Below are 15,437 nucleotides of genomic sequence, written 5' to 3' on the forward strand. Positions count from 1 at the left end.
GATAAAAAGTCCCTAATATTAGATAGTTTATGGTGTTAATTACCTTGTTAATAAATAATTGTCTAACAGTAGAAACGTTGATATGATAAGAGTTAAGTGACCATTAGAGCTGTTAAAAGATTTGGTTGCGGAATAGATGAGGTGGCTAGAATGATGAAGATTACGGTAAAAGAGTTGAAAAATTATGTAGAAGAGCATCGGATTGTTGATGGACTTCAATCTGTGCGCTTAGAATTAGAACAGCTTGAAAAGGCACCCTCACACCTTACTCTAAGGAAAAAGCTTGCTGAGTTTCAATCGAGCGATGATTTATACGAGCTCATTCGTCTATTAGATGACGGGTTAATGTATCGATATAGTAGCGTGGTTACTCGATACGCTTATCGCCATTTTGGCACATTTCAAATGGCTGTCTTTTTATATGATGAATTTGTTCGTGAAGGAAAGACGCTACAAGCAAAGCGAGAATTGGATTTATTATTAAAAACTACAGATTTAAATACAGTTACACCAAAACAAATTGAAACGGCTTACTTCCTAATGGTACGTATTCTGTTAGAAATTAAGCGGTTTGATGAAGCGAAAGAATGGATGCAAAAAGTCGAGCAATACAACGAAACCGAAATGTTTGATAAATGGGGCTATTTTTATATTCAAACGGGCGAATGGGAAAAAGCAGAATATTATTTAAGCGAGGGTATCGGTGAAAATAAAAAGTCTGATATGTGCTTTTTATTTTTGGCGGACCTATACGCTGCAAAAGGTGAGCATGATAAAGCTTTACATACGATTAATGAAGCTTTGGGCATGTATCCTCAGCTACCTGCATTATATATGGAGAAAGTTAGAAAACTAAAAGATTTACAGTGCTATGAGGAGCTTCTTGAGGCTGTTAATGACTTGGAACAAATACTCATTACAAAAGAGTATCATTCTTATTTTACACAGCTCAAAGCAGAAGCCTATTTTTATTTAAAAAATGCAAGCAAGCTACAGGTATTAGTAGAGCAAGAAGAGAGTTTGAAAAATACGCCGTACGCAAAATTAATGAATGATGGACAAGCTGTGAAGTTACCCATTAAACCTATTATTCAAAAAGATAACTACTGCGTTCCGGCAAGCTTAAGCATGATTCTTAGCTTATTTAACCAACCCAAGACACAAGATGAAATTGCTGAACATATTTATAGCCAACTTGGTTCAAAACTTTCAACCGCGGTGGAGTATACGGAAAGTCTAGGCTATAGCTGTCGTTTTTTCACAGGGACTATAGAGACGTATAAGCAACTGCTTCATAACGGTACACCAATACTTGTTAGCGTAGAATTTGAGCATGCTTCACATGTTCAAGTGGTATATGGTTATAATGATCAGCTACAGGCTTTCTATGTACAGGATCCTAATTTTTTAAATCCTCAGCTGGTTGAGTATAGTGAGTTTGAACGAGCTTACGTAAACTCAGGCTATTTATCAATTGCTATTTGTAAAGAAGAAGCAGGACTTGCGTTTCTTTCAGAGCGTGATCACTATTTTTTTAAAGAATTATATCGCATAACAGAGCTAGTTGAGCAGGATGAAGAGCGTTATATTCAACAGCTAATAGCGCTTCTAGAGTCACATGGAGATATTCCTTTTTCTCCTTTGTTTGGCATTAAGCACATTTTTCGAGAGGATAGTCGTCAAGTTACGTTCGAGTGGTTACACAAACTGCTTACTACGTATCCAAACAATGACTATATTAGGCTACACACAGCTTATGCGTTTTTCCGAACGGGTGAAAAACAAAAAGCAGGTGAGCTCTTGCAACAAGTTAAAGAAAAACGAACGAGTTCATTTTATTATTACTTAAAAGGTAGGCTTCATTTTGAAGATGATCAGTATACGCAGGCAATTACGTATTTTCAGCGGTCATTGCAGCTAGATATTGAGCAGCATCTTGTACTGAGCTATTTGGCTCTTGCATATTTCTATAAAGACGATGTTGATTACGCTTTTGAACTGTCTCATACTTCACTAAGCTTTTATGATGAAGAGCCATTTTCAAAAGTTAATCATGCACTGATTTTAAATGACCTCGGAAAGACTCAAGAAGCTCGAACTATTTTCGATGAGTTATTGCGTCATGATCGCACAGACGCATTTCTATGGTATGAACGCGCTAAGTGTGATCAGCGCTTAGAAAAAGGACAAAAAGCTTATCGAGGCTTTATGGTAGCAAAGCACCTGCAGCCTGATATGCTTTACCCGTACATTTCGTTAGCGGATTGGTATCAACATGAAAAAGACGATTCGTTAAAAGCTGAGACTATTTTATGTGAAGGAATTAAGCAAGTCGAAAGCAACGAAACGCTCTCACGTCTTCTTGGAGATCTCTATATTGAAAACAAAGAATATGAAAAAGCAATTCAGCTCTTTGCAAATGCTGATACGCCAATGCTTCAAAATGGCCTTGCTTATGCTTATCTGCAAGCTGGCCGTTTATCGGGAGCTTTAAAGCTGTATGAACAAGCTTTAATAGCTGAAGAGTACGATCAAGATGCTTATTTAGACGCTGGGAATGCGTTGGTACATTTTTGCAAAGAAAACGGCCTTCAAGAGGGGGTAGAGGTTGGAATCTCTCTCATTGAAAAAGGTCTTGCTGGCCTAGAGACGGATTTAGATCAAGCTTTAGAATCGTATGTTGGATTTATGAATGATTTTGATCAATTAGAACGAGGAGTTACCTTCTTAAAACAAGAATGGAAAATGAATCCAAAAGAAATTCTTTATGGATGCTATGCTGGCGTACTGTTAGAAGAAGAGAAGCGATATGATGAAGCGATAGCTCTTTATGAAGAGACGCTGAGAGTTGAACCAAATGGCTTTTCATACTATCGATTAGGTGAAGTTTACAAAGAGATGGATTTAGTTGGAAAAGCTAAAGAAGCGTATGAGCTAAGCGTGTATTATGATCGTCGAAACAGCGGTGCGTATGAGAACTTAATACTAATTGCTCGAATGGAAGAAGATGAAGCAGCAGAAAGAGATTACCTATATACCGTACTGCAATTCGATCCATTAGATGTGAATATGGAGCGTTTATCACATTTGTGTAAGACAGAATCCGACTATGCAGAGCTCATTAACTATTTAGAAACCGTTGACACACCTTCACTTCAAGGATGGGTTATGGATAGTTTAGCTTATGTATATGGTGCGAAAGGTGATAAAGACCAAGAGGAAAAGTACTTGTTAAAAGCGCTAGAGATGAGTCCAAATCAACAAGCCGTACAGCACCACTATGCAAATTGGTGTATTCAACAAGGAAATCTTAAAGAAGCGAAGTTGGTTATGCTAACCCTCATTAAAGAAAACGTGGAAGAAGAGCTGTTTTATGCAACGTGGCTGGAATGCTTCCCATCCCGAAAAGAACTTTTGACACTGTCTACTCATTTAAAGAAACTAAATGTCCCAAAGGAAGAAAAGGCATTTATCTATATGAATACAGCGGTCGCACTGCAAGCAGTAGTCGAAGAATTTAATGATGTAGAAGAGGAAAGCGCATTTCTAAAGCGTACGATTAAAAAGTTTAAAGAAAAAGCAACAATGATTGCACTTTTCGGTATGATCATTGAATTACATGAAACGGCTATAAAGCTAGACCGTACAAATGTACAAGCCGTGCATGCGCTAGCAAGTTTTTATGAAGAAAGGCAGATGGAAGACGAAGCTATTGCTTTGTTAGAGAGAAAGTTAAAAGAAACGGAAGACCTTAGTATTGGACATCATTTAATGCATATTATCATCAATCTCGATCATGATGATGAGAGCATAAAAAAAGGCTTATCCTTTCTCGAATTTTTATTAGATATAGAGCCTTACAACTTTGATTTCTTATTATATCAAGCGATTCTACTCGGTGAGCAAGGAAGTGAAGTAGAAGCGGAGGAAAAGTTTAAACAACTTTTAAAGCAGCAAAAATATGATCCCAACGTTTATGCTGGATTAGGAAAGCTATATAATCGAATAGAACGTTATGATGAAGCCATTGGCATTTTCAATGAAGGAGTTGAAAATGGCCAAACGAACACCTTGCTGTATGTAGAGCTTGGTATTGCCTATCATTTAACGGGGCAGACACAAGTTGCAGCGGAGCTTATGGCAAAGCGATTAGAGGAAGAAGATGACCTGTTTATTCGCTACAATTTAGCTTGTTACCTAGCGAGTATAGGAGATATAAAACAAGCGGAACAAGAGCTTCACCTTGTATTGGAACAAGATGAAAGCGGCCAGTTTTATGAGATGGCAAAAGGAGACGAAGATCTTCGTTTGCTACGTGTTAAGTAAATGAAAAAAGTGCTTTGCAGCTACATATGCAAAGCACTTTTTTTATTGGCTGCTTTTCTTAGAAAGGCGGCGTTCTTGAAAAGATGAGTACACTTCGATAACAAGAATAATGAGCGTACCTAACACCAAACCGTTGCTCAAGAATGTCGTTACCAGTGGAGGCAGTGTAGAAAAAGCTTCCGAAGGTAAGAACATAACTCCAATTCCTGCGAATAGAGGAATTCCAGCTTTTTTCATGGCTTGATAAGGAGCAGATGTATTGGAAAACTCATGCATGCCTAATGCAATCATGCTCGCAAAGACAGGGAAAATAGCAGCATAGCCCACGGCTGTTGGTAAGCTAGACATAATGGAAGTGAGCGGAGTAAAAATGCTCACAAATAATAATAAGAACGACGCTACGATAAACGGTAAACGACTGTATATACCAGTTGCTGAAATAAAGCCTCCAGACCCCGAAATTGGAACTGCCCCGACACCAGAGAAAACGCCTCCAAGTAATTGACTAATGCCTGAAGCAATGCCTGATTGTTTGATATAGCTTCCTTTTGTTTTTGTCCCGTTACGTTCATAAACAGATTCAACGACGCGTATGGAAGCGAGCATGTTTGTAATTAAGATAAGCGTAACAAAGAAAGCAGTTGTTACCATGCTCCATTCTATTTTTTGGGGGCCAAAAGCAAACGGTTCAGGGATATAAAAGAGGTTGGGTTGAAACGTAATTTGATCCGTTAAGTTTAAAAGGGCGAACAGTCCCCAACCAATGCCGATGCTTGCAATAATACTAAACTTGTTAAATAGCGGATGTGACAGCATATAAAAAGCCAATAGTAAAATAGCAGCTGAAGCTAACGCGACTGGAAGTTTAATAGTAGGGTTATCGCTTGTTACGCCAAGCATCCCTTTTAAAAATGAACCGCTTAGCTGTGCTACTAGTAAAATTAAATAAGTACCCGTTACGGTTGGGGTAAAATATTTTGCTAGCTTATCAATAAGGCCAAAAGCACTCATTAATAAAGCAATAATCCCGCTTGTAATCATCGTGAATTGTAAAACCTGAAGCGTTTCCGTTCCCGAACCAAATAAAACTGTTCCTAAGCCGGCATAAAGGGAAAATACGCCCCACCAAACGCCAGCTGGGCCTTCCATAATTGGTAATCGATGTCCGATGAAGATTTGAAGTAAGCCTGATGCTCCAAGAATGAAAAGCGTCCGCTGTAAAAATTCAATGGATTCTGTTGGTGAAAGGTTGAATTGAGAAGCGATGACAATTGGAATGATAATGCTATTAGAAATCATAAATAAAAACCATTGTAAAGAAGCAATGGACGTACGAATCATAGTATGCACCTCATGTTTAATCTGTCTAAATCTAGTTTGTTTTAGCTAGTAACTTTTTACATTTTACCACGAAATCGTTGTTTTGAAAGCGATATCTCTATATTAATCTAGAAAACAAATGCTGTAGGTATATCGACGCAGGTAAAGAAACGGTGCAAAAATTGACGAAATATGTAGGGTAAATAGAGAGATAGACAGAAATAAACAACTTATTCCAAAAACAATAAATATTATATTGAAAAAATTGAATAAATATTTTATAATTTTCTTAATATTTACTACAATTAACTCTTTAAACAAAGAAGGGAGTGTAAAGATGAAGCTATACGTATCTATTGATATGGAAGGAATTACTGGTCTCGTGGATCAAAGCAACGTCTTTTTACAAGAAGCAAACTATGAGCGCAGTAGGCGCATTATGACGAAAGAAGCCAATGCTGTCATCACAGCTGCTTTAAAAAGCCGATGTACAGAAGTGGTTGTAAACGATAGCCACTCAAGTATGAATAACCTGTTAGTTGAAGACCTACATCCTGAAGCCGTTTTAATTTCAGGAAGCGTTAAGCCATATTCAATGGTTCAAGGTCTTGATGATTCATTTGCTGGAGCTATGTTTATTGGATACCATTCACGCGCTGGAATGCCTGGTGTTATGTCACATGCTATGACTTTCGGAGTGCGAAATATGTATATAAACGACGTAGCCGTTGGTGAGCTCGGATTTAATGCTTACGTCGCAGGATATTATGAAGTGCCCATCTTACTTGTAGCAGGAGATGATTATACAACCACCGAAGCGACATCACTCATTCCAAACATTACGACAGCAATTGTTAAAAAAGCCATTTCTCGTTCTGCAGCACAAACACTTACTCCTAAGAAAGCAGAACAATTACTTCAAGAAAAAGTTGAAATTGCTATTCAAAACAAACACTTAGTCAACCCTTTATTACCACCAACCCAACCAACCTTGAGAATCGAATTTAATAATTATGGTCAAGCGGAATGGGCCAATTTAATGCCAGGTACAAAAATTGAGCCTAATTCAACAACCGTTAGCTTTCAAGCGAAAGATATTTTAGAAGCATATCAAGCGATGCTTGTTATGACAGAACTTGCGATGCGAACTACATTTTGTTAGAAAGTGTGATTAAAAATGAAGACATACATAGTGAAGCGCTTTATTTCAATGATTATCACATTGTGGGTCATTGTAACATTAACCTTCTTTTTAATGAATGCTATACCAGGTTCACCTTTTAACGAAGAGCGAGCTACGAGTGAAGCTGTACAAGAAAATCTAGAGTCGTACTATCACTTAAATGAGCCATTAATTGTCCAGTATTTTATGTACATAAAATCCATTGTTACGTTTGATTTTGGACCATCAATTAAGCAGCCGTCTCAAACAGTAAATGATTTGCTGGGGCGCGGGTTTCCCGTTTCTTTTGAACTTGGAATGATCACTTTACTTGTAGCTGTATTTTCAGGTATTGCGCTTGGAATTGTAGCTGCACTACGCCGCAATGGAATTGTCGATTATTTAGCTATGACGATTGCTGTTATCGGAATCTCGATTCCCAACTTCGTTATGGCAACGCTGCTTATTCAAAAGCTAGCCGTTGATTGGGCGATTTTGCCGGCTGCTACATGGACGAGCCCGAAGCATATGATTTTACCAACCCTTGCTCTTGCGACGGGGCCAATGGCTATTATCGCGCGCTTGACCCGTGCAAGTATGATTGAAGTGTTAACACAAGACTATATCCGAACAGCAAGAGCTAAAGGGCTTTCCCCCTATAAGATTGTATTTAAGCATGCTTTGCGAAACGCGTTGCTTCCTGTTGTAACGGTGTTGGGAACAATTGCTGCTAGCGTATTGACAGGGACGTTTGTTATTGAACAGATTTTTGCTATACCTGGTATGGGAAAATACTTTGTTGACAGTATAAACACGCGTGATTATCCGGTCATTATGGGAACGACAGTGTTTTATAGCGCCATTTTAATTTTTATGCTGTTTTTAGTAGACATTGCCTATGGCATTTTAGATCCAAGAATTAAACTACATCGAAAGGAAGGATGAGCATGAGTGATCTGAAAGCACAAGAGCCAGTAAACATTCCTGATGAATGGTTTGTACCAAAGCAAAAAGATCGCACCGAGGCTGAAGCTGTTGTGCGTCCTAGCTTGTCTTATTGGCATGATGCATGGCTACGATTAGTGAAAAACAAGCTAGCAATGCTAGGTTTAATCTTTTTAGTTTTATTAGTCATCATGGCCATTATGGGACCGATGATTTCTCCCCACAGCGTCACGCAAACGGCATTTGCGAATCAAAATCAGCCACCTTCAAAAGAACACTGGTTTGGAACAGATGATTTAGGACGGGATGTCTTTACTCGAACGTGGTATGGAGCAAGAATTTCATTATTCGTTGGAGTAATGGCTGCTTTAATTGATTTTATAATCGGCGTTATTTATGGAGGAGTTGCTGGCTACAAAGGCGGTCGCACAGATAACGTGATGATGCGTATTGTTGAAGTCCTATATGGTCTTCCTTACTTGCTAGTCGTCATCTTGCTAATGGTGGTGATGGGACCTGGTTTATCAACCATCATCCTTGCACTTTCCGTGACAGGGTGGATTGGAATGGCCCGAATTGTCCGAGGGCAGGTTCTGCAAATAAAAAACTATGAATTTGTGCTTGCTTCCAAAACATTTGGCACAAAAACAGCCAGAATTATTAAGAAAAATTTGTTACCTAATACAATGGGACCCATTATTGTTCAAATGACATTAACGGTTCCAACAGCTATCTTTGCCGAAGCGTTTTTAAGCTTTTTAGGATTAGGTGTTCAAGCGCCTTTTGCCAGCTGGGGGGTAATGGCAAACGACGGTTTATCTTCTATTTTATCTGGCTATTGGTGGCGCTTATTTTTCCCGGCTTTCTTTATTTCCATTACCATGTTTGCATTTAACGTGCTAGGGGACGGTTTACAAGATGCTCTTGATCCAAAGTTAAGGAGGTAGAAGCGCAGTGGAAAAAGTTTTAGAAGTTCAAGATTTAACTGTGAAATTCGCTACATATGGCGGTGAGGTCCAAGCGGTTAGAGGCGTGTCGTTTGATTTATATAAAGGCGAAACGCTCGCGATTGTAGGCGAGTCAGGATGTGGGAAAAGCGTAACTTCTCAAAGCATTATGAGGTTGATTCCAAATCCTCCAGGAAAGATTACAAGAGGATCAATCTTATTTAAGGGAAGGGATTTAGCAGAGCTTTCTGAAAAGGCAATGAGAAAGATACGCGGCGCGGATATCTCAATGATTTTCCAAGATCCAATGACTGCATTGAACCCAACAATTACGGTAGGGCAACAAATTGCAGAAAGCATGATGCAGCATGAAAATATTACAAAAGAAGCAGCGAATAAAAAAGCACTAGACATGCTTAATTTAGTTGGAATTCCAAATCCAAAAGAGCGCTTGAAACAATATCCTCATGAATTTAGCGGAGGTATGAGACAGCGGATTGTCATTGCCATGGCTCTTGTATGTGAACCGGAAGTACTCATTGCCGATGAACCGACAACGGCTTTAGACGTAACGATTCAAGCTCAAATTTTAGAGCTTTTTAAAGAGATTCAAGCAAAAACAGGTGTATCCATTATTTTGATTACGCATGATTTAGGAGTTGTGGCCCAAGTCGCAGACCGAATAGCCGTCATGTATGCAGGTAAAATCGTTGAAGCAGGAAAGCGGAGAGATATTTTTTATCAACCGCAGCATCCTTATACAAAAGGTCTCTTACAGTCTGTGCCACGCCTCGATTTGAGTGGTGGAGACCTCGTGCCAATTGCTGGTTCGCCGCCAGACTTATTTGCACCTCCTATTGGATGCTCATTTGCTGCTAGGTGTCCTTACGCAATGGAAGTGTGTGATCGCGTGTATCCTGGTGAAATTTTGTTTCGGAATGAGCATTCAGTCAGCTGTTGGCTGCAAGATGAAAGAGCCAAAAAACTAGTATCTACTATAAGCTAGCCTTATAGATACATAAATAGGTAAAGAGAACAGGGGGAACAAGATGAAACGAATTATGTCTGTCGCGATGATGTCTATTTTAGTATTTGCGCTCGCTGCCTGTACGGCAACAAGCGATTCAGGTGCCGAGCCTGAAGGTGGTAGTAAGAAGGAAGATGGTAAAGTATTGTATATGAATAACGGTGCAGAACCAACTTCTTTTGATCCACCAATTGGTTTTGATTCGTACTCTTGGCAAATGTTAAACAACTTAATGGAAGGCTTAACAAGATTAGGGCAAGAGCATGAACCAGAAGCAGCAATCGCTGAGAAATGGGACGTATCAGAAGATGGTAAAGTTTATACATTTCATATTCGTGAAGATGCAAAGTGGTCGAATGGTGATGACGTAACGGCAGGAGACTTTGAATTTGCATGGAAACGATTATTAAACCCTGAAACAGGCTCTCCAGCTGCTTTCCTAGGCTATTTTATTGAAGGTGGAGAAGAGTTTAATACAGGAAAAGGAAAAGCTGAGGACGTAAAAGTAAAAGCAGTAGATGATAAGACGTTTGAAGTAACGTTAAAGAGTCCACAAGCGTACTTTTTAAGCGTCATTGCAAATCCTGCATTTTTCCCAATCAATGAAAAAGTAGCAACGGAAAACCCTAAGTGGTTTGCTGAAGCGAAAAGTTTCGTTGGAAATGGTCCATTTAAGCTGACAGAGTGGAAGCATAACAGCAATATCGTTATGGAGCGAAACGATCAGTATTGGGATGCGAAAAGTGTGAAGTTAGATAAAGTTAACTGGGCAATGGTGGAAAATACAAATACAGAATATCAAATGTACCAAAACGGTGAGCTTGATGTATCTGAAATTCCAGCGGATTTAAGTGATCAGTTGTTAAAAGATGATAGTCTAGACATTAAAGATCAAGCAGGTGTTTATTTCTATCGTCTTAATCTAGATCAAGAGCCGTTCCAAAATGTCAATATTCGTAAGGCGTTTGCTTTAGCTGTGGATCAAGACCAAATTGTTAACTATGTAACGAAAAACAAAGAAGAGCCGGCTTATGGCTTTGTATCAAAAGGGTTTAATGATGCTAACGGCTCTGATTTCCGTGAAACAAGCGGTGATCTTGTCAAAACAGATGTGAAACAAGCAAAAGAGCTTTTAGAAAAAGGAATGAAAGAAGAAGGATACGATAAGCTACCTCAAGTCACGCTAACTTATAGCACAGATGATACGCATAAGAAAATTGCTGAAGCACTGCAACAAATGTTTAAAGAAAATTTAGGTGTTGATGTGAAGCTTGCGAACATGGAGTGGAACGTATTCCAAGAAGAGCAAAAAGCACTGAAATTCCAATTATCTCGTAGTTCGTTTTTAGCTGACTACGCAGATCCAATCAATTTCTTAGAAAACTTCCAAACAGGCCATTTAATGAACCGTACGGCTTGGAGTAATGAAAAATATGATCAATTAATTCAACAAGCAAAGAATGAAGCTGATGAAAAGAAACGATTTGAGCTAATGTATGAAGCTGAAAAACTATTATTTGATGAAATGCCAATTATCCCAATTCACTTCTATAACTACGTATTTTTGACAAACGAAAACGTATCTGGAATTGTTCGTCATCCAGTTGGTTACTTAGAGTTAAAATGGGCGGATAAAAAATAAACATCGTTCATAAAGTAGTGAATAAGCAGGCTGTGCAAAATGGGAGCAATTTCTCTATTTCGCACAGCCTCTTCATTACATAAAGGGAAAGGGTGCTTTTAAATGATGAAACCTTCTGCTTTAAAAAAAGGAGATATCGTCGGCGTTGTATCACCAGCTAGCCCACCAAAAGAACAGCAGTTAAAAAAGGGAATTGCGTACCTAGAAAGCTTAGGACTTCAGGTTCAAGTTGGAAAATCAGTTTATGAAAAAAATGGCTACCTTGCAGGAACAGATGAACAGCGTGCAGGGGATATTAATGCTTTTTTTGCTACTCCAAACGTCAAGGGGATTATTTGTGCTTGCGGTGGTTACGGAACGGCTAGAATGGCAGATTTACTAGATTATGAGCTCATTAAAGACAATCCAAAGATATTCTGGGGCTATAGCGATATTACATTTTTACATACGGCTATTTCTCAAAAAACAGGACTTATTACGTTTCACGGGCCAATGCTGTCATCTGATATCGGAAAAGATGATGTAAAAGAACAAACAAAGCAGTCTTTTCAACAGCTTTTTACCCCTCAGCCAACATATTATACTGACCAAATTACCCCGCTCCAGATTATCGAACAGGGGGAGGTAAGCGGCCAGCTAATTGGTGGCAACCTGACGTTATTAGCAAGTTCACTCGGTACAGAGTTTGAAGTGGATACGAAGGGCAAGATTTTATTTATTGAAGATATTGAAGAAGAGCCGTACAGCATTGACAGGATGATGACGCAGTTAAAGCTTGCTGGGAAATTTGAAGACGCAGCAGGCATTATGCTTTGCGATTTTCATAAGTGTGAACCGTTAAAAAAAGAAAACTCTTTATCATTAGAAGAAGCTTTATTACAGCCGTTAAAAGGTTTGAAAAAGCCGATTATGAAAGGGTTCTTAATCGGACACTGCTCGCCACAAATTGCGGTGCCTGTTGGGGCGTATGCAACAATGTCAACCTATGAGCGAATGGTAGAGTTAGAAGCCGGCGTGAAAGTAGATTAATAAAGGGAGAGGATACAATGGATGCTAAGAGATACGTTGTCACAGTGTCAGTTGCAACGGTGTGGACATCTACAGAATCACCTCGCAGCCTTGATAAGGTCGCACTAGAAGCACCTGTTGATATAGAAGAGTGGTTATATCGTTTAACGTATGAAAAACGTCTCGCTTTATGCAACGAAAACCTTGTCCAAACGCAGCTTTTATTTGGTGAAAAGGTCGAGGTTATTAAGCAGGAGGGAGATTGGTGCTACGTCTTTATTCCAAGTCAGCCTTCTAAAAAGAATGATGCAGGGTATCCTGGTTGGGTTCCCGCAAGTCAATTAAAGTCAGTAGAGGTACAAAAACAAGACTCATATGCTCAGGTAGTGGCCAAAAAAACGCTTTTAGTAATTAATAATCAAACAGAGCTGATGCTTAGCTATCGAACGACTTTACCTGTGCTTCAACACCTAAACGAACATGTTGAAGTAGAGACGCCGCTTGGAAAAGGTCTCCTCCTGACTAAGGATGTTAATGTAGTTCAAGCTGATACAGAACAGCATCCAACAAAATCGGGAGAGCATCTCGTGTTGGAGGGAAAGCGATTTCTAGACCTTCCCTACTTATGGGGAGGAATGAGCTCATATGGCTTTGACTGTTCAGGCTTTACCTACTCCCTTCATAAAGCGAATGGATATACGATTCCTCGCGATGCAAGCGATCAGGCTACAAGTGGCAAAGGGATTGCATATGAAGAAATGAAGCCAGGAGATTTATTATTCTTTGCTTACGAACAAGGAAAGGGTTTTGTACATCATGTGGCTATGTACTATGGAAATGGTCAAATCATTCATTCGCCGAAAACGGGTAAAACTGTTGAGGTTATTCCTATTAAAGGAATGGAATACGAAGATGAAATTTGCGCAATACGTCGCTACTGGACATAAGGAGGAAATGAAATGACAAAGAAACAGCCTATTCTCGAAGTGAAAAATATGACAAAGTACTTTCCTGTTGCTAAAAATAAAGAATTAAAGGCTGTAGATAATGTTTCGTTTTCCATTCAAAAAGGTGAAACGTTTGGATTAGTAGGAGAGTCTGGATGCGGAAAGTCAACGACAGGACGGACGATTATTGGTCTTTATCAGAAAACGAGCGGTGAAGTACTTTATAAAGGGAAAGATGTGCATAAACTATCTGAAAAAGAGAAATTTACGTTTCAGCGAAATATGCAAATGATTTTTCAAGATCCGTATGCGTCCTTAAACCCAAGGTCTACAGTAAGGGAAATCATTTCAGAGCCCATGGAGGTGCACGGGTTATATTCTAATAAAAAAGAGCGCTTAGAGCGCGTTTATGAACTTTTAGAAGATGTTGGTTTGAATCGTGATCATGCCAATCGCTATCCTCATGAATTTAGTGGGGGGCAACGTCAAAGAATTGGCATTGCACGGGCTTTAGCTCTAAACCCCGAATGTATTATTGCAGATGAGCCCATTTCCGCTTTGGACGTATCGGTTCAGGCTCAGGTTGTTAATTTACTGAAGAAATTGCAGGAAGAAAAAGGGCTTACGTATTTATTTATTGCTCATGACTTGTCAATGGTTAAGCATATTAGCAACCGTATTGGCGTTATGTATTTAGGTCATCTCGTTGAACTGACAACAAGTAATTCATTATATAACAAACCATTACACCCTTATACAAAAGCCCTTTTATCCGCCATTCCAATACCAGACCCTGATATTGAAGATGCGCGCGAACGCATTGTACTACAAGGAGAGCTACCAAGCCCAATTGATCCGCCATCTGGATGCGTATTTCGAACGCGATGTCAGTTTGCGATGGATGCGTGTGCAAATATGAAACCGGAGTGGCAGGAGGTTGGAGAGAATCATTTTGTGGCGTGTCACCTTTATAACGAAGGGATTGTAGATTTAACCTCTGAAATTGCAGCAAGCAAACTATGAGTCTAGTGGAAGAAAAAATTCGTTTTACCGTTCGGCAATGGTCGTCCATGTATAGGGGGAGAGTGAGCTATCTCTTTGAAACTCCTGAAGAAAGGATCGAGCAAGGAGCGACAAACGTGTATCCGTCTGCTAGTACTATTAAGCTGCTCATTGCAGTTGAAGCGTGTCGCCAAATTGATTCCGGCGTTATTTTAGTTCAGCAGACCATCGCGGTTAAACAATCGGATCTTGTAGGAGGAGATGGAATCTTACATGTGTATCCCTACTTACCGACCGTTACAGTGAAAGAGCTAGTTTTGTTGATGCTCATTCTTTCTGATAATACGGCTACAAATATGTTAATTGACCTTTTGGGACAAGACCGCATACAAGCTTGTATTAATGATTTAGGGTTAGAAAACACCCAGCTCAATCGTCAGATGATGGATATTCAAGCTTCCGCGGAAGGAAGAGATAACGTCATAACAGCAGCGGACTTACTTACATGTCTGAAAGTACTCTATAGAGAGGACGTTCTTTCTAAAGATTCGCGTGACTTTTTAAAAGGAAGCTTACTTAACCAGCGAATGCGGGATAAACTACCTTCTATGCTGAATGAAGAGTGTTTTATTTTAAATAAACCTGGACATTTGCGCGGAATAACGCACGATTGCGGTGTGCTGTTTACGCATCATAAAAGGTGCTATGCTGTGGTATTAATTGATGGACTTGAACATAACGAGTATGGACGGAGGCTAATTGCAGATCTCGGTCGGATTATTAGCGAAGTGCTTACTCAATAAATTGTATAATCAATCATTCATCCTATACAAACTTTCACAGATTTTTTATATAATAGATTTCACTAACGTCGCATAAATATTGACTGAATTTTCTGTTTTCTTATTTTTCCGTTTGAGAAGAAAAATGAAGACACGTGAACAGAGGTAGTAATCATCCATTTTTTCACTATAACCTTTGGCGAGGGCGACAGAGACGGTTAAACCTTTACGGGACAGCTCTTCCTGCTATTTTTCGAATCCAAATGTGTGCGGATTTCCACGGTGCTGCTTTTAACAACCGACTAATTTGTAAGTACGTCCGTGAACTG

General features: G+C 39.3%; 11 protein-coding genes. 10 read left to right on the plus strand and 1 reads right to left on the minus strand.

What is annotated here, in order from left to right; translation table 11 throughout:
* The first annotated feature begins 150 nt into the window (after positions 1 to 150).
* Positions 151 to 4,326, plus strand: coding sequence for a C39 family peptidase (locus tag A2U94_RS17195; RefSeq protein WP_082823078.1), 4,176 nt, complete (start codon positions 151 to 153; stop codon positions 4,324 to 4,326).
* 42 nt (positions 4,327 to 4,368) lie between these two features.
* Here A2U94_RS17195 and A2U94_RS17200 read toward each other — a convergent pair whose 3' ends face one another.
* Positions 4,369 to 5,664, minus strand: a complete 1,296-nt coding sequence (locus tag A2U94_RS17200) for a purine/pyrimidine permease (RefSeq protein ID WP_197473418.1) — start codon at positions 5,662 to 5,664, stop codon at positions 4,369 to 4,371.
* Between the two features lie 319 nt (positions 5,665 to 5,983).
* Between A2U94_RS17200 and dppA the strand changes: the two genes are divergently transcribed.
* The 9 genes from dppA to A2U94_RS17245 all read left to right on the plus strand — a co-directional run bounded on the left by dppA (position 5,984) and on the right by A2U94_RS17245 (position 15,129).
* Entirely contained in the window at positions 5,984 to 6,808 is an 825-nt protein-coding gene (gene dppA, locus A2U94_RS17205; protein WP_062687186.1) for a D-aminopeptidase DppA, read from the plus strand.
* 15 nt (positions 6,809 to 6,823) lie between these two features.
* Complete coding sequence (locus A2U94_RS17210; RefSeq protein WP_062687185.1) at positions 6,824 to 7,753, plus strand: ABC transporter permease; 930 nt, start codon at positions 6,824 to 6,826, stop codon at positions 7,751 to 7,753.
* A gap of 2 nt (positions 7,754 to 7,755) precedes the next feature.
* Entirely contained in the window at positions 7,756 to 8,700 is a 945-nt protein-coding gene (locus A2U94_RS17215) for an ABC transporter permease (RefSeq protein ID WP_035320101.1), read from the plus strand.
* Positions 8,701 to 8,707: 7 nt separating this feature from the next.
* Positions 8,708 to 9,706: an ABC transporter ATP-binding protein gene (locus A2U94_RS17220; protein ID WP_062954729.1), complete on the plus strand. Its 999-nt coding sequence runs from the start codon at positions 8,708 to 8,710 to the stop codon at positions 9,704 to 9,706.
* Between the two features lie 43 nt (positions 9,707 to 9,749).
* Positions 9,750 to 11,369, plus strand: a complete 1,620-nt coding sequence (locus A2U94_RS17225; RefSeq protein WP_062954731.1) for a peptide ABC transporter substrate-binding protein — start codon at positions 9,750 to 9,752, stop codon at positions 11,367 to 11,369.
* A 102-nt stretch (positions 11,370 to 11,471) separates the two neighbouring features.
* Complete coding sequence (locus A2U94_RS17230) at positions 11,472 to 12,398, plus strand: S66 peptidase family protein (RefSeq protein ID WP_062954732.1); 927 nt, start codon at positions 11,472 to 11,474, stop codon at positions 12,396 to 12,398.
* Between the two features lie 17 nt (positions 12,399 to 12,415).
* Positions 12,416 to 13,324 carry a C40 family peptidase gene (locus A2U94_RS17235; RefSeq protein WP_062954733.1) on the plus strand — a complete coding sequence of 303 codons (909 nt, stop codon included), beginning with the start codon at positions 12,416 to 12,418 and terminating at the stop codon, positions 13,322 to 13,324.
* A gap of 12 nt (positions 13,325 to 13,336) precedes the next feature.
* Positions 13,337 to 14,347: an ABC transporter ATP-binding protein gene (locus A2U94_RS17240; protein WP_025908189.1), complete on the plus strand. Its 1,011-nt coding sequence runs from the start codon at positions 13,337 to 13,339 to the stop codon at positions 14,345 to 14,347.
* Positions 14,348 to 14,409: 62 nt separating this feature from the next.
* On the plus strand, positions 14,410 to 15,129 hold the full coding sequence (locus A2U94_RS17245) for a serine hydrolase (protein WP_025908188.1): 720 nt from the start codon (positions 14,410 to 14,412) through the stop codon (positions 15,127 to 15,129).
* Positions 15,130 to 15,437: the final 308 nt, after the last annotated feature.

Origin of the sequence: Bacillus sp. VT 712, assembly GCF_001614195.1 — a bacterium.
Classification (GTDB): Bacteria; Bacillota; Bacilli; order Bacillales; family Bacillaceae_H; genus Priestia; species Priestia flexa.

Coding starts and splice junctions, on each gene's coding strand:
- A2U94_RS17235 (WP_062954733.1), top strand. CDS start 12,416: ATGGATGCTAAGAGATACGTTGTCACAGTGTCAGTTGCAACGGTGTGG.
- A2U94_RS17240 (WP_025908189.1), top strand. CDS start 13,337: ATGACAAAGAAACAGCCTATTCTCGAAGTGAAAAATATGACAAAGTAC.
- A2U94_RS17210 (WP_062687185.1), top strand. CDS start 6,824: ATGAAGACATACATAGTGAAGCGCTTTATTTCAATGATTATCACATTG.
- A2U94_RS17195 (WP_082823078.1), top strand. CDS start 151: ATGATGAAGATTACGGTAAAAGAGTTGAAAAATTATGTAGAAGAGCAT.
- A2U94_RS17215 (WP_035320101.1), top strand. CDS start 7,756: ATGAGTGATCTGAAAGCACAAGAGCCAGTAAACATTCCTGATGAATGG.
- A2U94_RS17225 (WP_062954731.1), top strand. CDS start 9,750: ATGAAACGAATTATGTCTGTCGCGATGATGTCTATTTTAGTATTTGCG.
- dppA (WP_062687186.1), top strand. CDS start 5,984: ATGAAGCTATACGTATCTATTGATATGGAAGGAATTACTGGTCTCGTG.
- A2U94_RS17230 (WP_062954732.1), top strand. CDS start 11,472: ATGATGAAACCTTCTGCTTTAAAAAAAGGAGATATCGTCGGCGTTGTA.